This window comes from Streptomyces sp. NPDC096310, assembly GCF_044763125.1.
GTDB lineage: Bacteria > Actinomycetota > Actinomycetes > Streptomycetales > Streptomycetaceae > Streptomyces.
This window is the reverse complement of the sequence record NZ_JBIWFO010000030.1, coordinates 1-23664: the sequence shown is the minus strand read 5'-3', so window position 1 is coordinate 23664 and position 23664 is coordinate 1. Positions and strand designations below refer to the sequence as shown.

Below are 23664 nucleotides of genomic sequence, written 5' to 3'. Positions count from 1 at the left end.
CGCGGTCCTCCCTGAGGAGTGACCGCGGGGATACGGGGATACTGGGACGGCAGACGTAGAGGGAAAGGCCACACATCGTGACTGAGATCGAGATCGGGCGCGGCAAGCGCGGCCGCAGGGCGTACGCCTTCGACGACATCGCCGTCGTCCCCAGCCGGCGCACCCGGGACCCGAAGGAGGTCTCGATCGCCTGGCAGATCGACGCCTACCGGTTCGAGCTGCCGTTCCTGGCCGCGCCGATGGACTCCGTGGTCTCGCCGCGCACCGCCATCCGCATCGGCGAGATGGGCGGTCTGGGCGTCCTCAACCTGGAGGGTCTGTGGACCCGGTACGAGGACCCTGAGCCGCTGCTCGACGAGATCGCCGAACTGGACGAGTCGAGCGCGAACCGCAGGCTCCAGGAGATCTACGCCGAGCCGATCAAGGAAGAGCTGATCGGCCGGCGCATCAAGGAGGTGCGCGACTCGGGCGTCGTCACGGCCGCCGCGCTCTCGCCGCAGCGCACGGCTCAGTTCTCCAAGGCCGTCGTGGACGCCGGGGTCGACATCTTCGTCATCCGCGGTACGACGGTCTCCGCCGAGCATGTCTCGGGGGCCGCCGAGCCGCTCAACCTGAAGCAGTTCATCTACGAGCTGGACGTCCCGGTCATCGTCGGCGGCTGCGCCACGTACACCGCGGCCCTGCACCTGATGCGTACGGGCGCGGCGGGCGTGCTGGTCGGCTTCGGCGGCGGCGCGGCGCACACCACCCGTAACGTGCTGGGCATCCAGGTGCCGATGGCGACGGCGGTCGCGGATGTCGCGGCGGCCCGCCGCGACTACATGGACGAGTCCGGCGGCCGGTACGTGCACGTCATCGCGGACGGCGGCGTCGGCTGGTCCGGCGACCTGCCCAAGGCGATCGCGTGCGGCGCGGACTCGGTGATGATCGGCTCCCCGCTGGCACGGGCGACGGACGCGCCGGGCAAGGGGCGTCACTGGGGCATGGAGGCCGTCCACGAGGACGTGCCGCGCGGCAAGCTGGTGGACCTGGGCATCGTCGGCACGACGGAGGAGGTCCTGACGGGCCCCTCGCACATCCCGGACGGGTCGATGAACTTCTTCGGCGCTCTGAGGCGGGCGATGGCGACGACCGGTTACAGCGAGCTGAAGGAGTTCCAGCGTGTCGAGGTGACGGTCGCGGACTCGCAGCACCGCCGCTGAACGCCGTCCTGCCGGGACGTATGAAGGCGTGTTCGAGAGAAGGCCGCTTCCTTGAGGAGGCGGCCTTCTCGCCGTACGTGTGAGGCCGCCTCCTGCGGCTGCCTTAAGGACGTGGCTTCTTCCAGGAGGCGGCTTCCTCCGGGAGGCGGCTTCCTTGAGGAAGTGGCTCTTCTAGGAGGTGGCCTTCTTCGCGCCCGAGAACGCGGCGAAGGCGGCCAGTGCGAAGAAGAGGAACGTCATGACGTCCTTGCCCTCGTTCCACGCGTCGGTCAGCAGACCGAAGTGGTCGAGGAAGACGTCCGTCGCGGACACGTTCAGCTCCTTGGCGACGATGATCGCGATGCCGACGATCTGGCCGAGGTAGACGGCGCCCAGCGCCAGCGCGCCGCTGACGACCGGCAGTACGGGGTTGGCGCCGCCCACCTTGCCCGCGACGAGCCCGATCAGGAAACCCACCCCGATGGCCGCCCAGCCGATCTCCCGCTCGATGGCCCCGGCGATCCCGCCGTAGACACCGGCGGCGACGAGAGCGGTGACCACAGCCGCTGCCAGGCCGAGCGCGATGTTGTCACGGGCGGGCGCGGGCGGAGGGGCGAACGGCGCCGACGGCACGGCGCCCTGGGCGAAGGGGTTGCCGGGTGGTGGAACGGACTGGCTCATGGTGAAACATCCCCCCAGGGAAAATGGCGCGGGCATGACTTGCGCGCGACAGCCCCGGACAGTAGCAGCCGGCTCCGACAACGGGCCCGGTAATTCCCTGAAGGAAGCGGCCTGGCGGCGGCCGTGTGACGCGGAGCCGGGGCTCCGTGCGGCTCAGAGCCGGTGCGCGGCGCCCGCCGGGCTCGCGCCCCTGGTGTCCAGCAGGAGCTGCGCCTTGACCGCCAGGCCCTGGAGGTCGTACGTACGGTGGTGCTGGAGCAGCACCGTCAGATCCGCGTTCGCGGCGGCCTCGTAGAGGGAGTCGGCGCGCGGTACGGGCCGCTCGCGTACGCGCCAGTCGGAGACGTACGGATCGTGGTAGCTGACCGCCGCGCCCAGATCCATCAGCCGGCAGGCGATCTCGGTGGCCGGTGAACTCTGCTGGTCGGCGAGGTCCGGCTTGTAGGTGACGCCCAGGAGCAGCACCCGGGCCGCGCGCGCCGACTTGCCGTGCTCGTTGAGGAGGGCGGCGCAGCGCTGGATGACGTACTGCGGCATCCGGTCGTTGATCTCCTGGGCGAGGCCGACCATCCGCAGCGGATGGCCGGGCGTACGGCCCGCCTGCGGCAGACAGCCGGGGTCCAACGGCACGCCGTGGCCGCCGACCCCCGGGCCTGGCCGGAACGCCTGGAAGCCGAAGGGCTTGGTCTCGGCACAGCGGATGACGTCCCAGAGGTCCACGCCGAGGTCGTGGCAGAGCACGGCCATCTCGTTGACGAGGGCGATGTTGACGTGCCGGAAGTTGGTTTCGAGGAGCTTGACGGTCTCGGCCTCGCGCGGGCCCCGGGCCCGTACGACCTTGTCGGTCAGCCGGCCGTAGAAGGCGGCGGCGGACTCGGTGCACGCGGGGGTGAGGCCGCCGATGACCTTGGGGGTGTTGGCGAAGCCGTGGGTGCGGTTGCCGGGGTCGAGCCGGCCCGGCGAGTACGCGAGGTGGAAGTCGCGGCCCGCGCGCAGCCCGGAGCCCTCCTCCAGGATGGTGCGCAGGAAGCCCTCCGTGGTGCCGGGCGCGACGGGCGACTCCAGCAGCACGGTGGTGTGGGGGCGCAGCTTGGCGGCGAGCGCGCGGGCCGCCTCGCCGAGGGCGGTCAGATCGGGGGTGCGGTCGGCGCCGAGGGGGGTGGGCGCGCAGATCACGGCGGTACGGACCCGGCCCAGCTCGGTCGGGTTGGTGGTGGGCCGGAAACCGCCGGCCAGCATCCTGCGGATGTCGGAGGGGGCGAGCGGGCCGTCGACGGGGGTGTGGCCGGCGGCCAGCTCCGCGACGGGGCGCGGGTCGGTGTCGAAGCCGATGGTCTGGATCCCGGCGGCTACGGCGGCCTGGGCGAGGGGCAGTCCGAGATGACCGAGTCCGATGACGGCGAGATCTGCGGGCATGGCGGTGGCCGTCCTTCCCTTAGCCGGAGTGGACAGTGAGCGCAAGCCCTGTGGACAGAACGGGCGAGCGCAATGTCAGACTAGGCGTAAATATGACCGTTATGCGGCATTGCGCGGCCGGGGGATTCGTTCTGTCGCCCGTGCGCTCGGTCGCGGGGTCGCCGTGGGGTGGCCGCGGCGCCTGGGCTCGACGGTGGCGGTGCGGGGGCTCGACGGTGGCGGTCCGGTCGGGGCGGGGGTCCGGCCGGGGTTATCCACAGCCGGTGGCTGAAGTCGGTGAGTGCGGACAGAATCGAGACGTGAGCCCGACCACGGGGGGACGACGGGAGGCAAGCGGTGAGGACAGCGACACTGGGGCCTGCGGAGCGCGCCCGAGCGCTCGCGGCGATGGCCGAGCGCGAACTGGACGTACTGGTCGTGGGCGCGGGGGTGGTCGGAGCCGGGACCGCTCTCGATGCCGCGACCCGGGGCCTGACGACCGGCCTCGTGGAGGCGCGGGACTGGGCGTCCGGCACATCGAGCAGATCGAGCAAGCTGATCCACGGAGGTCTGCGCTATCTGGAGATGCTCGACTTCACACTCGTGCGGGAGGCCCTCAAGGAGCGGGGGCTGCTGCTGGAGAAGCTGGCGCCCCACCTCGTCAAGCCGGTGCCGTTCCTGTACCCGCTGAAGCACAAGGGCTGGGAGCGGTTCTACGCGGGCTCGGGCGTCGCGCTGTACGACGCGATGTCCGTCTCGTCCGGGCACGGCCGGGGCCTGCCGGTCCACCGCCACCTCTCCCGGCGGCACGCCCTGCGGGTGGCGCCCTGCCTGAAGAAGGACGCCCTGGTCGGCGCCCTCCAGTACTACGACGCCCAGATGGACGACGCGCGCTATGTGGCCACCCTGGTCCGCACGGCCGCCACCTACGGCGCACAGGTCGCCAGCCGGGCGCGCGTCGTCGGCTTCCTGCGGGAGGGCGAGCGGGTCGTCGGTGTCCGGGTGCGCGACGTGGAGAGTTCGACGCGGGAAGGGGCCGGGGAGTACGAGATCCGGGCGAAGCAGGTCGTCAACGCGACCGGGGTGTGGACGGACGACACCCAGGCGCTGATCGCCGAGCGCGGGCAGTTCCACGTCCGCGCCTCCAAGGGCATCCATCTCGTCGTCCCCAAGGACCGGATCCACTCGACCACGGGGCTGATCCTGCGCACGGAGAAGTCCGTGCTCTTCGTCATCCCGTGGGGCCGCCACTGGATCGTGGGCACCACGGACACGGACTGGGACCTGGACAAGGCCCATCCCGCCGCCTCCAGCGCGGACATCGACTATCTGCTCGAACACGTCAACACGGTGCTGCACACCCCGCTCACCAGGGACGACGTCCAGGGCGTGTACGCGGGGCTGCGCCCGCTGCTCGCCGGGGAGTCCGACGCGACGAGCAAGCTGTCGCGCGAGCACACGGTCGCGCATCCGGTGCCCGGCCTGGTCGTCGTCGCCGGCGGCAAGTACACGACGTACCGGGTGATGGCCAAGGACGCGGTGGACGAGGCGGTGCACGGCCTCGACCAGCGGGTCGCGGAGTGCGTCACGGAAGACGTGCCGCTGCTCGGCGCCGAGGGCTATCACGCGCTGTGGAACGCGCGGGCCAGGATGGCGGAGAGCACCGGCATCCATGTGGCGCGCGTGGAGCACCTCCTGAACCGCTACGGCACGCTGGTCGAGGAGGTGCTGGAGCTGATCGCCGCCGATCCGGGGCTCGGTGAGCCGCTGGGCGGCGCGGAGGACTATCTGCGCGCGGAGGTGGTCTACGCGGCCTCACACGAAGGGGCGCGCCATCTCGACGACGTCCTGACGCGGCGGACCCGCATCTCGATCGAGACCTTCGACCGGGGGACGCGCTGCGCCCGGGAGTGCGCGGAGCTGATGGCCCCGGTGCTGGGGTGGGAGAAGGACCAGATCGAACGGGAGGTGGAGCACTACGAGAAGCGGGTGGAGGCGGAGCGGGAGTCGCAGCGCCAGCCGGACGATCAGACGGCCGACGCGGCCCGGCTGGGAGCCCCGGACATCGTGCCCATCTGAGCCGGACTCGGACGATCTGTCCAACTGACGCGTGCTCACCCGGGGGTTGTGCCGGTGCCAGGCGGCTGTCCGGAGTGTGCCGGTGGGGGGGTTCCGGGGCGCCCTCCCGGTGGCGCCTCCCGGGGTGCGTCCTGGCACGGCGTGCCTTTCCGGTGCGGCCGCCCGCGGGAGTTGAGTCATCGGCGGCTGCGTACCGTACTGATCACAGGCGTGCGTGGGCGGCGTGCGCCGGAGGCGGTCGAAGGGGCGGGCGTGACGGCGTGCGGAAGCGTCAACCCGGCCTCGGTGGACGCGGGTGCGTCCTCGTGGGGGATACTCCCGTAACCCCCACTCCGGCACCACACGTCACAGCAGGCTCGTTCGTCACCAGGCACCCGTTCCGTTGTCGAACGGGCGCCTGACCGGCGGGGTGCTGGGCGGGGCCCGGGGTAGTGGCAGTGTGGGGGCTCCTTCGTCGGGTGCCGCGGTGGCGGACGCCGGACCCGGGAGCAGTGGCCGTCCCGGAATGAGGGACAATGAAGGCTCTGCCAGGGCGCGTTACGGCACCGCGCGGTGAGGGCAGTCGCGGGCCAGGATCAGGGATCGCAGAGGGGACGCATGTCGGAGTCGGAGCAGTCGCGGGACACGGCGAAGGAACCTCGGCAGGACGCGGGGAAGAGCGCCGACAGCAGCCCTGAAGGGCGTCTGCTCGCGGGCAGGTACCGGCTCGGCGGGGTGCTCGGGCGCGGGGGCATGGGCACGGTGTGGCGTGCTCTTGACGAGACGCTGGGCCGTACGGTCGCGGTGAAGGAGCTTCGCTTCCCCTCCAGCATCGACGAGGACGAGAAGCGCCGGCTCATCACGCGCACGCTGCGTGAGGCCAAAGCGATCGCCCGGATCCGCAACAGCGGCGCGGTGACGGTCTTCGACGTCGTGGACGAGGACGACCGGCCGTGGATCGTCATGGAGCTGGTCGAGGGCAAGTCCCTGGCCGAAGCCGTGCGCGAGGACGGGCTTCTGACGCCGCGGCGGGCCGCCGAGGTCGGGCTCGCCATCCTCGACGTGCTGCGCTCGGCGCACCGCGAGGGCATCCTGCACCGCGATGTGAAGCCGTCCAACGTGCTGATCGCCGAGGACGGCCGCGTCGTCCTCACCGACTTCGGCATCGCCCAGGTCGAAGGCGACCCGTCGGTCACCTCGACCGGCATGCTCGTCGGCGCGCCGTCCTACATCTCGCCGGAGCGCGCCCGCGGCCACAAACCCGGGCCCGCGGCCGACCTCTGGTCGCTCGGCGGCCTGCTGTACGCGTCGGTGGAGGGCTGCCCCCCGTACGACAAGGGCTCGGCGATCGCCACGCTGACCGCCGTGATGACCGAGCCGCTCGACCCGCCGAAGAACGCGGGCGCGCTCACCGAGGTCATCTACGGGCTGCTCGCCAAGGACCCCGAGCAGCGGCTCGACGACGCGGGTGCGCGGGCCCTCCTGGAGGACATCGTCCAGGCGCCCGAGGCGGAGCCGGAGCCGCCGCTCGACGCCACCCGGGTCGTCCCGATGCCTCCGCTGCCCGAGGAGCCCGCCGAGCGCACGGGCCGTAAGTCCGCCGCCGAGTCGGGGAGCGACCGGATGCGCGGCGCGCTGCGCACCGCGCGCAGAACCGCGGTGCCCGCGGCGGCCTCGGCCTCCGTCGGCTCGGCCTCGGCGGCTTCGGCCGGGCCCCGGCCGGAGCCCGCGGCGGCTCCGTACCGGCCGGCGCCGCGCGCCTCCCTCACCGACGTGGTGCCCCGGCGCACGCTGGTGATCATCGCGGTCGTCGCCGCGGTGGCCCTGATCTCCACGGTCCTGGCCGTCGCCCTCACCGGTGGGGACGAGAAGGACGCGGGCGCGGGCAAGACCACCGACGGCACCCACGCGCCGGTCGTGCCCAAGTCCGACGGCGCGAACGGCAGCCCGGGCCCGGGCAAGAGCGCCGCCGAGGACGGCAAGGGCACTGCGGCCAGCGGCGGTTCGGAGACGGAGGACGACGACTCCGGTTCCGGCGCGGGCTCGTCGGGCGACTCCGACGAGGACAGCGGGGACAGCGGGGACAGCGGGGACCACGCCGACAGCGCCGGCGGCGGGGAAGGGGCGGAGCTGCCCGACGGGTACACCACTGTCAGCGACGACCGGTTCCACTTCTCGATGGGTATGCCCGAGGGCTTCAAGCGCACCGCCATAGCCGGTGTGAACTCCGGTGGTATCTACAACCGGTCCGAGGGCGCCTTCCCGCGTGTCCAGGTCGACTTCAACGCCAAGCCCACGGACGACGCCGCGGCGGCGTGGCGGGGGGCCGAGCCGGCGGTCGCGGGCAGTAGCAGCAAGTACAAGCTTCTCGGTATCAAGGAGATCGAGTTCAACGGCTACCCGACCGTCGCCGACTGGGAGTTCGAGCGCCAGCAGGGCGGCCGGCAGATACGGGTGCTCAACCGGGGCTTCAAGATGGACAGCACGCACGGTTACTCGATCATGGTGAGCTGCAAGGCGAGCGAGTGGGACGGCACCGAGTGCACGACTCTCCGCGAGACTGCGCACGCGACCTTCGCCCCCAAGGACTGACCTGGGGCCGACCGGACTGGTGAGTTCCGGCTGCGGGCGGGAAGGATGCGGCCTACCGGATGCGAACGTTCCGCAGCGGGTTGCAGCGACCCGGCGGCATGTTCCCCCGCCGCCACGTATCGTGAGAACTCGCGAACCGTACGCATCCACAATGAGCCGGTAAACGACCGGAATTGGCGGTTTCGCGGGTCTCCGTGACCAGGAGACGGCCTGTTTGTGGGGAGGCGTCGTGGACGAATACGCGGGTCGAGTGCTCGCAGACCGCTATCGCCTGCCGCTGCCGCCCTCCGACGAGTACGAACTCGTCGAGACGCGCGCGTTCGACACGTACAGCGGACAGGAAGTCCTCGTCAGGCAGGTGCCGCTGCCGGAGGTCGTGGAGGCCGAAGTCGTGGAGACCGACGGCGCGGCGCCGCGGCGCGTTCACGGGCGTACGGCACGCAAGGCCACGGATCCGGCGGTGCGGCGGGCCATCGAGGCCGCGCAGAGCGCCGCCCAGATCCCCGACCATCCGCGCCTCGACCAGGTCTTCGATGTCTTCGCGGAGGCCGGTTCGCTGTGGATAGTGAGTGAACTCGTCGCCGCCAGACCGCTGGCGGCGCTGCTCGCCGAGAAGCCCCTGAACCCCTTCAGGGCGGCCGAGATCGCCTCCGACGTGCTCACGGCCGTACGGGTGGTGCACGCTCACGGCTGGACCCACCGGAACATCACCGTCCGTACGGTGCTCGTCTGCGACGACGGGCGGGTCGTACTGACCGGGCTCGCGGCGGGCGCGGCCGAGGAGGCCCTGTGCGGTTACGCACCGGTGCCGGAACCACCGGATCCGGATCCGGTACCCGATGCCCCTCAGGGCCAGGACCAGGGGCACGGTCAAGGGGCTGATCCGGTCGATGACGCACAGCGGTCGGGGCCGCAGGGGCAGCCCGGGCTGCCCGAAGGGTTCGCGCCGACCGGGGGAGTGCCCGGCGCCCTGCGCCAGGGGCCGGCGTACGACCCGGGCCCGACAGCGGGCGTACCCGGGCCCTCCGGCCACGCCGAACTGGAGCGCGCCCGCCCGGAGGGCCCGTACGGGGACGGCACGTCGTCCGGTACGTCCGGCGCCTTCCCCCGGCCGCAGGGCGCCACCCCGGGGGTGCCCGCCCCGTTCGACGGCAGGCCCGCGCTGCCCAGCGGGAACGCCTCGGGTGACATCCGCGCCGCGCGCGCCGGCGCCATCGCCGCGTACCGCGCGGGCGCACGCGCCGCCGCGCGGACCGGCGAGGACCAGAACTCCGGCAGGACGGCGGTGCCCCCGCTCCCCGAGCCGGGCACCGGCACCGGCACCGGCACTGCCAGCACTGCCACGGAGGGCGCCGCGGGGGCGGCGGGCGGCGGTACGGAGAACGGACCGCGGGAGACACCGCGCGATCCCCGCCCCGACCCGGACTGGTGGGCCCAGCCGCGCGGCTTCTCCGCCGCCGATCCGGACGCCGACGCGGACGAGGACGAGGACGATCCGCCCACCCCCTACCGCCCCCAGCTCGCCGGAACGTGGCGTGACGGCCCGGCGCCCTGGAACGACGCCTCGGGGTCCGTACCCGCAGGTGGCGGCGGTTTCCAGGGCGGCGGCGCGGGCCCGTACGCCGGACCGTACGGCCCGGACTCCGGCTCCTTCGGAGGCGGCACCACCTCGGGCATCCCCGTGCACGGCGACACAGATCAGCGGCCCGGTACCGACCTGGTCATGGCCCGGGGCGGCGGCGACCCGTACGCCGGTCCGGGTTCCGGGGCCGGCGGCAGGAGCGACGATGCCCACGCCGACGTGCGGAGGCAGTCGCCCCAGCTCCCCGCCGTCGCGGGCGGCAGCGGCGGCCGCTGGGACGAGGTCATGGCGGGCAGCATCGCCCCCGCCTACCGCGGCCCGGCCACCCCTCTCGCCGCCGAGCGCGCCCGGCAGGCCCGGATCGCCGTCGTCGGCGCCGTCACGGAGCGCTGGTCGCCCGAGCAGGCCGGCCCCGTACACGAGAACTGGCAACTCGCGCCGCCCATCGGCCCCGCCACCGACCTGTGGGCGCTCGGCGCGCTGCTCTACCGCGCGGTGCAGGGCCATGCCCCGTACCCGGAGGAGAGCGCCATAGAGCTGGTGCAGCTCGTCTGTGCCGAGCCGCCCGCGTTCGCCGAGGAGTGCGGCCCGCTGCGGCCCGTCGTCGAGTCGCTGCTGCGTCAGGACCCGACCGAACGGCCGGACTTCGAGGAGCTGCGCGGCTGGCTGCGGTCGCTCGTACGGTCCGCGCCCGAGCCCGAGGCCGGTCTGGACGTCGTACCGCTGCTCTCCGAGGACGCCACCCGGCTGCCGATAAAGCGGCGCAGGGGTGAGCTGGTCCGCAGGCGGCGGCGCCGCGATCTGGGCCACGGGCGGCACCGCCAGAAGAAGGGCAACGAACGCAAGGAGAAGGCGGTGAGGCCCGGGAAGGCCGAGCGGTCCGCGCGGACCGGTGTCGAGGATCCGCAGCGGTACGAGGCGTACGAGGCGCCGCTGCGGCCCGAGACCGAGGCGATGTTCCACCGTCAGGACCGCTTCGACGACCGCCTGGACAGCGGGGTGGACGAGCGGCTGGGCGACCGGCTGGACGACCGCCTCGCGGGCCGGTCGGGCGGCCGGTCGGGCGGCAGGCAGGGCGGCCGCTGGGACGCTGGCGAGGACCGCGAGGAGAAGGGGCGCGGCCCTCGTTCCCTGGGCCGCAACCTGCTGTTGCTGATCCTGCTCCTCCTCGTGCTGGCCATCGGGTACGCCGTGGTGTTCCTGCCGAAGGCCGACACCACCCAGGACAAGGGGCAGAGTGTCGGCGAGGCGTCACCGAGCGCGTCGTCGGCGCCCCGGTCCCCGACGGGAGATCCCGCCTCCAACACCCCGTCGGGGAAACCCAACACGTCCGCGCCCCAGACCTCCGGGCCCGCGGCCGATCTCGCCGACGGGTACGCGCTGCGCGACGATACCGAGGGGTTCAGCACGGCGGTCGACAAGGACTGGCAGCGACGCCCCATCAACGACAGCGGCCAGGTCCGCTACGTCGGAGGCGACTTCACGCTGATCGTGGTCCCCGGCCGGGACAGCGTGGCGGACAACGGCGACGATCCGCTGGTCTACCAGCGCGACAAGGAGCGGGAGCTTCAGCCGTTCCGCGACTCCTCCTGGTCCAGCGCCACCGGACTGCGCCGGATCGACGTGGGCCGACAGGCCATGGCGGAGGGTCAGTACACCTGGCAGGACAGCAGCGGTCGCCAGGTCTATGTACGAAACCTCGCGATGATTATCGAAGGCAGGTACCACATAGTGCAGGTGATCGGTCCGGACGATCAGCGTGACAAGGTCTCCGAGATCTATCAACAGGCCACCGGCGCCTACCGCGTCACGGGCTGACACGCCCCGAGGTTTCCCGTCACACTGTTCCCTCCGTACCCTGTGATCCCAAGGAACGGGGCTGGGACGTGGAGCATTCGCAGGGTACGGGCGCGAGCACAGGCGCCGGCGCGGGTTCAGGCGCGGCTACGGGAACGGCCGGGACAGGAACGGCCGGACCCGGGACGGCAGGACCCGGTGCGAGCGGCCGGGGCGTCGGCACCGGGCCGGTGCTCGCCGGGCGTTACCGCCTGGGCGAGACCATCGGCCGCGGCGGCATGGGAAAGGTGTGGCGCGCGCACGACGAGGTGCTGCACCGCACGGTCGCCATCAAGGAGTTGACCGCGGGGCGTTACGCCTCCGAGGCGGACCGGGCCGTACTCCACCAGCGCACACAGAAGGAGGCGCGCGCCGCCGCCCGGATCTCCCACCCCGCCGTCGTCACCGTCCACGATGTCCTCGACCACGACGACCGGCCGTGGATCGTCATGCAGTACGTCGACGGGCCCTCCCTCGCGGACGCCGTGAAGGAGTCCGGCAGGCTCGACCCCCGCGAGGTGGCCAGGACCGGCCTCGCGGTCCTCGACGCGCTGCGCGCCGCGCACGCGGCCGGCGTGCTGCACCGCGATGTGAAGCCGGGTAACGTCCTGCTCGCCCGGGACGGCCGCGTCCTGCTCACCGACTTCGGCATAGCGGCCATCGAAGGCGACTCGACGATCACCAGGACGGGCGAACTGGTCGGCTCCATCGACTATTTGGCGCCCGAGCGGGTACGGGGCAAGGACCCCGGCCCCGCCTCCGACCTCTGGTCGCTGGGTGTCACGCTCTACACGGCCGTGCAGGGGACGTCGCCGTTCCGCCGCGGTACACCGCTCTCCACGATGCAGGCGGTCGTCACGGACGAGCCGGCCCACCCCGACCAGGCGGGCCCCCTTGCCTCCGTCATCGCCGCGCTGCTCCGCAAGGATCCGACGGAACGGCCGGACGTCGCCGAGTGCGCGCGCCTGCTCCGCGAGGTGGCGGAGGGCCGGGGACAGGGCGGGACCGTCGTCTCGGACGCGGCGGACACGCGGAGCGAGGCGACGACGTACGCCGTGAACCGCCCCACGTGGAGCGGTGCCACGTCGGGCGGCGTTACCTCAGGTGGCGCCATGCCGGGCGGTGCCGCAGCGCACGCCGGGCGCTCCGGTGGCGCGGACGGCTCCAGCGGCTTCGGTGGCACCGGTGGCACCGGTGGCACCGTTCCGGGGCATGTGACCCGGGCCGCGCCGCTGCCCGCCGCCGCGCCGGCGCCCGTACCCGGACCCGTATCCGCGCCGGCGCCGACCGTGCCGTCGTCGGCACCGGTCCGGGACGGCCAGGGCCGCCGCGGTCGCTGGCGCAGGGCGGCGGTGGCCGTCGTGGCGGCGGCGGTCCTCGGCGGTGGCGCCGGATTCCTCGCCCTGCAGTATCCGGATGGGGGATCGGACTCCGCGAACGGTACGACGGGCGGCTCGTCCGATACGGACACCTCGGCCGGGCAGTCGGACGGCAGTGGCGGCAACGCCGACGGCGACGGCTCCAACACCGGCGATTCCACGGGCGGTTCCGACGGCGATTCCACCGCCGAGGGATGGAAACGCGTCAACGCGCCGGAGGGCTTCAGTATCAGTCTGCCCGAGAACTGGACGCGGCTGACGGGCAGTGAACAGATCGACTACAGCCCGGACGGCGGGCTGCATCTGCTGAGGATCAGCGTTGCCAAGCCGGACTTCGAGACCCCGCTCCAGCATATGCAGAGCATGGAGGAGAGCCTGCGGCAGCGGCTGGCGTACACCTCGATCAGGCTTGAGGCCAACCGGTACCGGGACAAGCAGCAAGCCGCGATATGGGAGTTCACCTGGATGGAGAAGGGCGTCCATCCGGGCAAGCGGCACGCCATCGACCAGATTTACTACTCGGACGACAGCGGCACGGAGTACGCGATCTACATGTCCGGGCCTGACGAAAACTGGGCGAAGACGCGCAAACAGTTCGACGCCGCACTGCGGAGCTGGCAGGAGCCGCCCGCCGGATCCGGGGATTCCGGGGGCTGAGCGCGGCACACGGGGCGCACAGGGTGAACGGGAGGAGCGGGACTTGTCCGCACCCGCGTCCAGGGCCGGATTCCGTGCGCTGATTGGCTGTTACCGTCGGGTATTCAAAGTCACGTCCACGGAATACGCTCGGCTCCATGACGGACTCGCAGGTCTCCACCCCCACCTCCGCCCCCGCCGGCTCCCGCACCAACCCCGTGGCACCCACCCCGGCCGGCGTGCGCACGGCGGCCGATGTGGTCACCCCCGAGGTGGTCGCCCAGCTCACGCGCGGCGTCGTCGGCTCCGGCCGTACCGCCAACCACACCCCGTTCACCGGGGAGAAGCTGGCGGACCTGCCCGAGTCCACCCCGGAGGACGTGGCCACCGCCTACGAGCGGGCCCGCGCCGCCCAGCCCGTCTGGGCCGCCCTCCCCGTACGGCAGCGGGCCGCCGTGCTGCTCCGCTTCCACGATCTCGTCCTGGAGCGCCAGGCCGAAGTGCTCGACCTGATCCAACTGGAGACCGGCAAGGCCAGGCTGCACGCGCACGAGGAGGTCCAGGCGGTCGCCGTGGCCGCCCGCCACTACGGGCGCAAGGCTGCCGCGTACCTCCACACGAGGCGCCACACCGGCGCCGTACCGCTGCTGACCAAGGTCAGCGAGGCGCGCCGGCCGCGTGGCGTCGTCGGCCAGATCGCTCCCTGGAACTATCCGCTGGAGCTGTCCGTCGGTGACGCGCTGCCGGCGTTCGTCGCCGGGAACGCCGTCGTCATGAAGCCCGACACGGAGACCGCGCTCACCGCGCTGTGGGCCCGTGACCTGCTGGTCGAGGCCGGGCTGCCCGCCGAGGTCTTCCAGGTCGTCCTCGGCGAGGGGCCCGTCGTCGGTCCCGAGGTGGTGCGGCACGCGGACTACGTCTCGTTCACCGGCTCCACCAGGACCGGCCGCGAGGTGGCCAGGGGCGCGGCGGACCGGCTCGTCGGCGTCTCCCTCGAACTGGGCGGCAAGAACGCCATGCTGGTGCTGGCCGACGCGGACATCGAGGCGGCCGCGGCGGGCGCGGTGCGTGCCTGCTTCTCGTCGGCCGGGCAGCTCTGCATCTCCATCGAGCGGCTGTACGTGCACGAGTCGGTGGCCGACGCGTTCGTGGAGCGGTTCGCCGCCCGTACGAAGGCGATGCGGCTCGGCAGCGCGCTCGCGTACGGCGCCGACATGGGGTCCCTGGTGGGGGAGCGGCAGTTGGCGGCCACCGTCCGCCATGTCGAGGAGGCCGTAGCCAAGGGCGCCACGGTCGTCGCGGGCGGCGTGGCCCGCCCCGACATCGGGCCGTTCTTCCACGAGCCGACCATCCTCGAAGGGGTCGAGGCGCCGATGGCGGTGTGCGCGGAGGAGACCTTCGGCCCGGTCGTCTCGCTCTACCGCTTCCGCGACGAGGACGACGTGGTCGACCGCGCCAACGACACGCCGTACGGTCTCAACGCGAGCGTCTGGACGCGGGACTCCCGGCGCGGCCACGCGATCGCGGCGCGGCTGCACACGGGCACCGTCAACATCAACGAGGGGTACGCGTCGGCGTACGGCAGCGTCCAGGCGCCGATGGGCGGAATGAAGGAATCCGGCCTCGGCCGGCGCCACGGCTCCGAGGGCATCCTCAAGTACACCGAGGCCCAGACGGTGGCGGAGCAGCGGATCATGCCGATGGCGCCGTTCCTCGGGATGGCCGACGAGAAGTACGCGGCCTTCATGAGCGGGAGCCTGCGGGTCATGAAGGCGTTGCGGCTGCGGTAGTTCGCGGCTGCGCGAGTTCTCGACGAGGAGAGCCGATGTCACAGACGGACGATCACGATCACGACGGCCAGGTGGACGCGTACGGTCACGACGCCACGTACGACCATGACGACGCGTACGACTACGACGTGATCGTGGTCGGCTCCGGTTTCGGCGGCTCGGTCTCCGCGCTGCGGCTGACCGAGAAGGGATACCGGGTCGGGGTCCTGGAAGCGGGCCGCCGTTTCACCCGTGAGACGCTCCCCAAGAACTCCTGGGACGTCCGGAACTACCTCTGGGCCCCGGCCCTCGGTCTCTACGGCATCCAGCGCGTCCATCTGCTCGGCAACGTGATGGTGCTGGCGGGCGCCGGGGTCGGCGGTGGCTCGCTCAACTACGCCAACACGCTCTACGTGCCCCCGGCCGCCTTCTTCGAGGACCCGCAGTGGGCGGGCATCACCGACTGGGAACAGGAGCTGAAGCCGTACTACGACCAGGCCCGGCGCATGCTCGGCGTCCGGCCCAATCCGACCACGACCCCCTCGGACGTCCACCTCAAGGCCGCCGCCGAGGCGATGGGCGTGGGCGACAGCTTCCACCTCGCCCCGGTCGGGGTCTTCTTCGGGGACGGCGAGGACGCCGGGGGCGGTACCGATACGGCCGCGGTCCGGCCCGGGACCACGGTGGACGACCCGTACTTCGGCGGCGCGGGCCCGCCGCGGCGTGCCTGCACCGAGTGCGGCGAGTGCATGACCGGCTGCCGGCACGGCGCGAAGAACACCCTCACCGAGAACTACCTGTACCTGGCGGAGCGGGCGGGAGCGGTCATCCACCCCATGACCTCGGTGACCGCTGTCACGGAGGACGAGGGGCACGGTCTGCGCGTCACCACCGTGCCGACGGACCAACGGCGCAAGGGCCGTACAAAAAGAAGTACGAGCCGCACAAAAGGAAGTACCGGCGGACCCGAAAAGGTGCTTCGCGCCCGTCATGTCGTGATCGCGGCCGGTACGTACGGCACCCAGACCCTGCTCCACACCATGCGCGACCGGGGCCTGCTGCCGCGCCTCTCACCCCGGCTGGGCGAACTGACCCGTACCAACTCCGAGGCGCTGGTGGGCGCACAGACCCTGGACCGGCGCTACCGCGCACGCCACGGCGCGCCGAAGGCGGACTTCACCCGGGGCGTCGCCATCACGTCCTCCATCCACCCGAACGCCACCACCCACATCGAGCCCGTGCGGTACGGGAAGGGCTCCAACGCGATGGGCGCGCTCTGCGTCCTCCAGGTGCCGTACGGCGACCACCGCGTGCGGGGCTGGCTCGGGAACGCCGCGCGCCATCCGGTGCTGCTGCTCCGCTCGTTCTGGTACCGCGCCTGGTCGGAACGGACGATCATCGGACTGGTCATGCAGTCGCTGGACAACTCCCTCACCACGTACCGCAAGGCCGGTGGGGTGGGCAAGGGCCTGCTCACCGCCCGCCAGGGTCACGGCGCCCCCAACCCGAAGCAGATCCCCGAGGCGACGAGCGCGGCGTCCCTCATAGCCGAGGAGATCGGCGGCTTCCCGGGCAGCAACGTGGGCGAGCTGATGGGCACCCCGCTGACCGCGCACTTCCTGGGCGGATGCGTCATCGGCGCCTCGGCGCGGGAGGGCGTGATCGACCCGTACCACCGGCTGTACGGGCACCCCGCGATCTCGGTGGTCGACGGCTCGGCGGTCTCGGCCAACCTGGGCGTGAACCCGTCGCTGACGATCACGGCGCAGGCGGAGCGCGCGATGTCCTTCTGGCCGAACAAGGGCGAGCGTGACCCACGCCCTGGCCAGGTCACGGAGCCGGGCGAGGGGTCGGACGAGGGAACGGTCGAGGCGACGGACGAGGCGACGGCGTCGTATGTACGGCTCGCGCCCGTGGAGCCGCGGTCGCCGGTGGTCCCGGAGGGCGCGTTCGGTGAGCTGAAGCTGCCGTTCCTGGGAATGCCGACGGTGCGGCGCGGCATGACGTCCTGATGCCGTGGCGTACTGCTGTCGGTGAGCGGCGGTGTATGAGGGTGCACGGCCGTGTGTGACGGGCATATGAAGAGGCGCTGCACCCCCCTCCGAGTGCAGCGCCTCTCCAGCTTCAGCGGTTCGTGTGCCGCGCGGGCATCACGCGGTGGCGCCGTCGCTCCGACGGCGCTTCATCGCGAACATCACTGCCCGCGACGATCCGCCCCGGCATACCGGTGAGGTTGGTGCTGAGGTTCCCGGCGTACGTGGGCTCATGAAAGACCTCAGCGAAGTTCGGCGCACCGACAGGATGCGGTGCGGAGTCGTGGGGGCGTCTCACATGATGTGGGGGTCACGGGTGAGGCCGTAGGTTTTGCATGCAAGACCTGCGACCTGGGGGAATGGTTGCAGCGATCTTCACAGAAACTTTATGTGTCCTGCGTCACGCCGTACGAACCCGCTCTACCCGGCGGCCGGCTCCGGGCGTCCCCGGAACCGGCCGCTCCTCTGGCGACCGGCCGGCTGTCCCCTGCCGTACGGTCACGGGTGCCGGGACGAGGTCCCACGACGTACGACGTCGCACGTCCCGGCGGAGCCACGCGGCCTTCTCCCGACTGCGATGAAGTGCGCTGTGTGCCCGTACGACCCAACGAAGCGCGCGAGGGGCGGTCACGCACCGTACGGGTGAGAGCGGTGACCGAACGCAGATACGCCCCTCCGGCGCCGCCCGGGAGAAGGCCCGGGGAGGAAGCCCGGTCAGACGCGGCCCCGGCTGATTTCCAGCAGTGTCATCGCCAGCGCCGTGCCCGGTTTGCCGAGGGCGTCCCGGTAGCGGGCGAGGATCTCCATCTCCCGGGAGAGATGGACGCGGCGGCCTCCCGAGGTGACCCGGGCGTCCTGGATCACGGCCGAGACGGCCATCCGTTCCTGGATGAGGCCGATGATGCGGTCGTCGAGCGCGTCGATACGTTCGCGGGCGCCGCCGATGAGCGAGGCGGCCTCGGTGGTGCGGGCGCCGGTGTTCTCGTTCCCGGCGGTGACGGTGGTGTCGGATGCCATGAGGGGGTCCTTGTCGGTTCGGGGGGCCTGAGCCGCCGAACGGCCCCGAACGCGACAGGCGCCCCGGGCCTTGTCGGCCCGGGGCGCCTGGGAAGTCGCTTGTCAGCTCAAGCAGCACGACCATGGCAGCCGGACGGGCCGGTGCCATAGGTAAAGACGAAGGTGAGCTGCTTGCGCATGCGCACAGTATGGACCCGGAGCCCCGGCGGACGGCAAAGCGGGGCCGGATGGTGAGACGGGGCCGTTGCCGCCGGGGACGATCCGTCCCGACCCCGTACCTCCCCCCGTTAGAATCGGGAGAACAGCACCGTGCTCCCGTCAGCATCGTGCGTACGTCACACCTCCGCCGGAAGGCCGCCCCGTGCCCGCAGCACCCCCCGCCGCCCCCGACGTCGTACTCGTCGTCGACTTCGGCGCGCAGTACGCCCAGCTCATCGCCCGCCGCGTCCGCGAGGCCCGGGTCTACAGCGAGATCGTCCCGTCGACGATGCCCGTGGCCGAAATGCTGGCCAGGAACCCCAAGGCGATCATCCTCTCGGGCGGCCCGTCCTCCGTGTACGCGGAGAACGCGCCGAGCGTCGACCGCGCGCTCTTCGAGGCCGGTGTCCCCGTCTTCGGCATGTGCTACGGCTTCCAGCTCATGGCGACCACGCTTGGCGGGACCGTCGACAACACGGGCGCGCGCGAGTACGGCCGTACCGCGCTGAGCGTCTCCAGGACCGACTCCACCCTCTTCGCGGGCACCCCGGCCGAGCAGTCCGTCTGGATGTCGCACGGCGACGCCTGCTCGGCCGCGCCGGAGGGTTTCACCGTCACCGCGTCCACGGACGTCGTGCCGGTCGCCGCGTTCGAGAACGACGAGAAGAAGCTGTACGGGGTCCAGCACCACCCCGAGGTGATGCACTCCACGTACGGACAGCAGGTCCTGGAGCACTTCCTCTACCGGGGCGCGGGCATCGAGCCGACCTGGACCACCGCCAACGTCGTGGACGAGCAGGTCGCGCTCATCCGTGAGCGGGTCGGCACCAAGCGCGCCATCTGCGGGCTGTCCGGCGGCGTGGACTCGGCCGTGGCCGCCGCGCTGGTGCAGAAGGCCATCGGGTCGCAGCTCACCTGCGTCTACGTCGACCACGGCCTGATGCGCAAGGGCGAGACCGAGCAGGTCGAGAAGGACTTCGTCGCCGCGACGGGCGTACAGCTCCGGGTGGTCGACGCCGAGGAGCGCTTCCTCACCGCGCTGGCCGGGGTCTCCGACCCCGAGCAGAAGCGGAAGATCATCGGCCGGGAGTTCATCCGGGTCTTCGAGCAGGCCCAGGCGGAGATCGTCGCGGAGGCGGGCGCCGAGGGCGAGGACGTCGCGTTCCTCGTGCAGGGCACGCTCTACCCGGACGTCGTGGAGTCCGGCGGCGGCACCGGCACCGCCAACATCAAGTCGCACCACAACGTCGGCGGGCTCCCCGACGACATCGAGTTCCAGCTCATCGAACCGCTGCGCAAGCTGTTCAAGGACGAGGTCCGGATGGTCGGCCGGCAGGTCGGCCTGCCGGACGTGATCGTCCAGCGCCAGCCGTTCCCCGGCCCCGGCCTGGGCATCCGTATCGTCGGCGAGGTCACGCGCGACCGCCTCGAACTGCTGCGCGACGCGGACGCGATCGCCCGCGAGGAGCTGACGGCGGCGGGCCTGGACCACGAGATCTGGCAGTGCCCGGTCGTCCTCCTCGCCGATGTACGCTCCGTGGGCGTCCAGGGCGACGGCCGGACCTACGGCCACCCGATCGTGCTGCGGCCGGTCTCCTCCGAGGACGCGATGACCGCCGACTGGACGCGGATGCCGTACGACGTGCTGGCGAAGATCTCCACCCGCATCACCAACGAGGTCCGTGACGTCAACCGAGTGGTCCTCGACGTGACGAGCAAGCCCCCGGGCACCATCGAGTGGGAGTGATCCCTCCGCATGTCAACGCCTACGCCGTCGCTCATTCGTTTGGGCGGCGGCGTTGCCGTTCCTCCTGGGTACGCTGCTTGTAGAGGCGAGACTCCGTCGTATGGGAGCAATCATGAGCGCCGCACCTGAGCATGGGCTGGAACCGCGATACCAGTGGCCGATCCCGCCGGCCGGGGGCTGGACCGCGGACGATCTCGACCGGATTCCGGGCCTCCCGCCGCACACTGAGCTGATCGACGGGAGCCTTGTGCTGATGAGTCCGCAGCGGAAGTTCCACACCCGCATGATGTGGCTGCTGGAGTACGCCCTTCTGTCCCAGGTACCGGATGGTCTGGACGTCGACCGTGAGATGACCATCAAGATCGACCGGAGGAACAGGCCGGAGCCGGACCTCATCGTCTACCGGGCCGAGGCCGATACCGGTCTCGAACAGACCTGGTACGAACCTGAGGCCGTCGTCCTCGCCATCGAAGTCGTCTCCGAGGACTCCGTGGAACGCGACCGCGAGGTCAAACCGCGCAAGTACGCGGCCGCGGGAGTTCCTTACTACTGGCGGGTCGAAAAGGAGGGCGACCTCCCCGTCGTCTACAGCTACGAACTCGACCCGGCCACACATGTCTACGTCCCCACCGGCATCCACCGCGAGCGACTGGAGCTGAAGGAGCCGTTCCCGGTCACCATCGATCTGACCGCGATCAACCGGCGCCGCTCCGTCGAGGACTGAGCCTCGCGGGTCAACACCGTAACGATGTTGTCACCCGCACCGACCCGGCAAACTCCGCGTATTCCTTCCTTCGTGCGGGACAATTTCCCTGCGATGTAAGGAAGTTCACTGGGGCGGAGCTCGGGGCGGGGAAGGCGGCAATCGGCGTGGCGGTGCAAGAGGTGCGGCAGGGCGCGCACGGCGGTGGCTGTGCCTGTGGGGACTGTCCGCACGGGGCCCGGGAAGGGCATCGGCGAGCCGTGGCCGCGTTCCTGGCGAAGCGCGACGAACTGGCCGCGGGGCAGGGGCTGCCCGCCGCCGTCGCGCACTCCGCGGGCGCCTCCCGGCAGTGGGTCTCCGACGAACTCACCCAGTCCGCCCGCGCGGTGGCGGACCGCAGCCGCGAGGCGGGGGACGCCTGGCTGCACGCCGTCTGGCGGCACACGCTCTTCGGCACCTGGGGCTGTGTCGTGCTGCTTCTGCCGGCCCAGACGGTCACCGCGATCGGCGGCGGCTGGACCCTCGCACGGACGGCAGGACTGCTCGCCGCCCTCGTCTGCGCCGGACTGCTGACCGCGTCGGCCTGGCTGCACCGCGCCCGCGGCGGACTGCTGGCGCCGCTGATCGGTGAGGACAACCGGCTCTCGACCTCCCGGACCGTCGCCTCCGCCTGGGTGCTGCTCGTCGTCTTCGCCGTACTCGTCCTCGCTCTCCAGCTCGCCGGAGCCTCCGGGCCCGGCCACCGCGACGAACTGATCGCCGGTCTCGAACTGGCGCGGGGCGCCGGCCTCGTGAGCGTCCTCGCCGCCGTGTGCGCGATCGCCGTCGTCGTCCGCCGTGTGGTGTCCGTACGGGTCCTGGGCCAGCGGCTCCAGAAGGTGCGTGCCGACCGGCCCCGGCTCGCCGATCTGCTCTGCGACGACGGCGGACGCGGCAGCTTCACCGATGTCCAGTACACGCTGGTGAACGCCGTCGCCGTCGTCTTCGCCGCCGTACGGCTCGCCCGGCGCCCCGAGCAACTGCCCGATCTGCCCTGGGCGCTGGCCCTGCTCGTCGGGGTCTCGGCCGCCACCTACTTCGCCGGGAAGTACGCGGAGGGCGGGCGCCCCGTCGTGCTGTCGGTCGTACGGGCCAGGGAGGCCGGCGATCTCGACGCCCCCATCCGGACCGGTGACGACATCGAGATCCGCGGCGCCGGATTCGTCCCGCCCGGCGCCGGCACCCCCGACCGGCTGGCCCGGATGGTCGTCCGGATCGGCGCGGTCCATGTCCATGTGCCGCTGGTGCCCGTCCCCGGCGGGTTCGCCAACCCGGCGGACACCTCACTCACCGTGTCGGTACCGGTGGAGGTGGAGCCCGGAGCCGTCGAGGTCCAAGTCGTCACCGCGGCGGGGATCGAGACCAACCGCGTGATCATCGAAGTCATGGACTGAGCGAATTCTGTCGATTGTTGCTCCTGTTCTGATGGAGAGTTTTCGCATCTTTTCCGAGGAGGCCCGTTCCGCCCGGTCGAACGGCTGGTTCACTGAGCGCCGGATGTGTTCACTGCGTATGCAGGGGCAGGGCACGCGGGGGCAGTCGCCCACGCGGCCGCGGTGCGGGACAGGGAGAGGCGGACCCGGCGATGACACACGGCTATCGGACGGACGGTTACGGGGGACTCGGCGGCGAACGCCCCGGCCGGCGTGAGAACGCCGCGCGCCACGCACTCCTGCCCCTGAGGATGTTCCTCGGCGTCACCTTTCTCTACGCGGGCATCGACAAACTGACGCAGGGCGGCTTCTTCGCGGCCACCGGCAGCGGCTCCGTCGGCGAGATGATGCGGAGCGTCCGCGACAGCTCCGCGATCCCCGCCCTCGTCGACCTGGCCCTCAAGAGCCCGGCCGGCTTCGGATACGCCATCGCCCTCGGCGAGATAGCCGTCGGCCTCGGCGCCCTCTTCGGCCTCCTCACCCGGATCGCCGCGCTCGGCGGCGCCCTGATCTCCCTCAGCCTCTGGCTGACCGTGAGCTGGCAGTCCACGCCGTACTACTACGGCAACGATCTCCCGTACATGTTTTTGTGGGTAGCGTTGGTGCTGGGCGGGGCACCTTACTTGTCACTGGATTCCCTGATCAGGCGCCGTCGCTACGGACTGGCACGGCAAGGGTTCTGACGGCGGGACAGGGCCTCGATCGGACAGGTGTCGGTACAGGGTGGCCCTGGAAACTTCCAGGGCCTTGGCGATGACGCTGACACTCTCACCCTTGGCCTTCCTGGCCTTGGCCACGGTGAGCAGATCATCGGTGATGACTGTGGGCCGTCCTCCGGTGCGCCCTTGTGCCTTGGCTGCTTCCAGTCCGGCCTTGGTCCTGTCCTTGATGAGAGAGCGCTCGAACTCCGCCATGGCGGCGATGATCTGGAAGAACAGCCGACCGTCCGCAGAGGTGGTGTCCACGGCACTGAGGGCCCCTGTCAGCACCTTGAAGCCGACGCCACGGCCCCTCAGGCCGTCAACGATGCCCACAAGGTCGATGAGGGATCTGCCGAGCCTGTCGAGCTTCCAGACGACGAGGGTGTCTCCTGCCCTCAGGTAGTCGAGTACGGCTGTCAGTGCAGGGCGATCGATGTTCTTGCCTGATGCCTTGTCTTCGAAGATCCGAGAGCATCCCGCTACGGTGAGGGCGTCCCGCTGGAGTTGTGCCTCCTGGTCGTCGGTTGAGACTCGGGCGTAGCCGATGAGGTGGGTGCTGGTGGGTGTGGTCACGCAGCCAGCGTCTCATCTTAGAATTTAACCTTTGCGAGCTTTGAGGCGATTGCGTTCAGTAATGCTCTCGGGGCGTTTGGTCGTCTTGCCCACGTCGTGGCGGGTGGCGCG

General features: G+C 71.4%; 15 protein-coding genes. 11 read left to right on the top strand and 4 right to left on the bottom strand.

Going from position 1 to position 23664, the window contains the following annotated elements; translation table 11 throughout:
* Nucleotides 1-77: 77 nt before the first annotated feature.
* Nucleotides 78-1202: a GuaB3 family IMP dehydrogenase-related protein gene (locus tag ACIQ7D_RS33665; protein WP_403944323.1), complete on the top strand. Its 1125-nt coding sequence runs from the start codon at nucleotides 78-80 to the stop codon at nucleotides 1200-1202.
* Nucleotides 1203-1373: 171 nt separating this feature from the next.
* On the opposite strand, the gene ACIQ7D_RS33660 is transcribed toward ACIQ7D_RS33665, so the two are convergent.
* Both ACIQ7D_RS33660 and ACIQ7D_RS33655 read right to left on the bottom strand, forming a co-directional pair.
* Nucleotides 1374-1862 carry a hypothetical protein gene (locus ACIQ7D_RS33660; RefSeq protein ID WP_403944321.1) on the bottom strand — a complete coding sequence of 163 codons (489 nt, stop codon included), beginning with the start codon at nucleotides 1860-1862 and terminating at the stop codon, nucleotides 1374-1376.
* 153 nt (nucleotides 1863-2015) lie between these two features.
* On the bottom strand, nucleotides 2016-3278 hold the full coding sequence (locus tag ACIQ7D_RS33655) for a nucleotide sugar dehydrogenase (protein WP_403944320.1): 1263 nt from the start codon (nucleotides 3276-3278) through the stop codon (nucleotides 2016-2018).
* A 336-nt stretch (nucleotides 3279-3614) separates the two neighbouring features.
* On the opposite strand from ACIQ7D_RS33655, the gene ACIQ7D_RS33650 reads away from it, so the two are divergent.
* From ACIQ7D_RS33650 to ACIQ7D_RS33625, 6 genes are all read left to right on the top strand, one after another.
* A complete protein-coding gene (locus ACIQ7D_RS33650; RefSeq protein ID WP_403944318.1) occupies nucleotides 3615-5336 on the top strand; it encodes a glycerol-3-phosphate dehydrogenase/oxidase in 1722 nt (573 codons plus the stop codon).
* A gap of 597 nt (nucleotides 5337-5933) precedes the next feature.
* On the top strand, nucleotides 5934-7907 hold the full coding sequence (locus ACIQ7D_RS33645) for a serine/threonine-protein kinase (RefSeq protein WP_403944316.1): 1974 nt from the start codon (nucleotides 5934-5936) through the stop codon (nucleotides 7905-7907).
* Between the two features lie 229 nt (nucleotides 7908-8136).
* Nucleotides 8137-11307: a protein kinase gene (locus ACIQ7D_RS33640; RefSeq protein ID WP_403944314.1), complete on the top strand. Its 3171-nt coding sequence runs from the start codon at nucleotides 8137-8139 to the stop codon at nucleotides 11305-11307.
* Nucleotides 11308-11564: 257 nt separating this feature from the next.
* Nucleotides 11565-13361 (top strand): protein kinase, encoded by a 1797-nt coding sequence (locus ACIQ7D_RS33635; RefSeq protein ID WP_403944413.1) that lies wholly within the window; start codon nucleotides 11565-11567, stop codon nucleotides 13359-13361.
* Between the two features lie 137 nt (nucleotides 13362-13498).
* A complete protein-coding gene (locus ACIQ7D_RS33630; protein ID WP_403944311.1) occupies nucleotides 13499-15130 on the top strand; it encodes a succinic semialdehyde dehydrogenase in 1632 nt (543 codons plus the stop codon).
* A 35-nt stretch (nucleotides 15131-15165) separates the two neighbouring features.
* Entirely contained in the window at nucleotides 15166-17121 is a 1956-nt protein-coding gene (locus tag ACIQ7D_RS33625) for a GMC family oxidoreductase N-terminal domain-containing protein (protein WP_403944309.1), read from the top strand.
* Between the two features lie 735 nt (nucleotides 17122-17856).
* On the opposite strand, the gene ACIQ7D_RS33620 is transcribed toward ACIQ7D_RS33625, so the two are convergent.
* Nucleotides 17857-18159 carry a chorismate mutase gene (locus tag ACIQ7D_RS33620; protein ID WP_403944307.1) on the bottom strand — a complete coding sequence of 101 codons (303 nt, stop codon included), beginning with the start codon at nucleotides 18157-18159 and terminating at the stop codon, nucleotides 17857-17859.
* Nucleotides 18160-18520: 361 nt separating this feature from the next.
* Between ACIQ7D_RS33620 and guaA the strand changes: the two genes are divergently transcribed.
* The 4 genes from guaA (at nucleotide 18521) to ACIQ7D_RS33600 (ending at nucleotide 22962) form a co-directional block, all read left to right on the top strand.
* Nucleotides 18521-20104: a glutamine-hydrolyzing GMP synthase gene (gene guaA, locus ACIQ7D_RS33615; RefSeq protein ID WP_403944305.1), complete on the top strand. Its 1584-nt coding sequence runs from the start codon at nucleotides 18521-18523 to the stop codon at nucleotides 20102-20104.
* A 112-nt stretch (nucleotides 20105-20216) separates the two neighbouring features.
* Nucleotides 20217-20828: a Uma2 family endonuclease gene (locus tag ACIQ7D_RS33610; RefSeq protein ID WP_403944302.1), complete on the top strand. Its 612-nt coding sequence runs from the start codon at nucleotides 20217-20219 to the stop codon at nucleotides 20826-20828.
* A 146-nt stretch (nucleotides 20829-20974) separates the two neighbouring features.
* A complete protein-coding gene (locus tag ACIQ7D_RS33605) occupies nucleotides 20975-22240 on the top strand; it encodes a hypothetical protein (protein ID WP_403944300.1) in 1266 nt (421 codons plus the stop codon).
* Nucleotides 22241-22431: 191 nt separating this feature from the next.
* A complete protein-coding gene (locus ACIQ7D_RS33600; protein ID WP_403944298.1) occupies nucleotides 22432-22962 on the top strand; it encodes a DoxX family protein in 531 nt (176 codons plus the stop codon).
* Here ACIQ7D_RS33600 and ACIQ7D_RS33595 read toward each other — a convergent pair.
* Nucleotides 22906-23553 carry a recombinase family protein gene (locus ACIQ7D_RS33595; RefSeq protein ID WP_403944297.1) on the bottom strand — a complete coding sequence of 216 codons (648 nt, stop codon included), beginning with the start codon at nucleotides 23551-23553 and terminating at the stop codon, nucleotides 22906-22908. The genes ACIQ7D_RS33600 and ACIQ7D_RS33595 overlap by 57 nt on opposite strands.
* Between the last annotated feature and the right edge of the window lie 111 nt (nucleotides 23554-23664).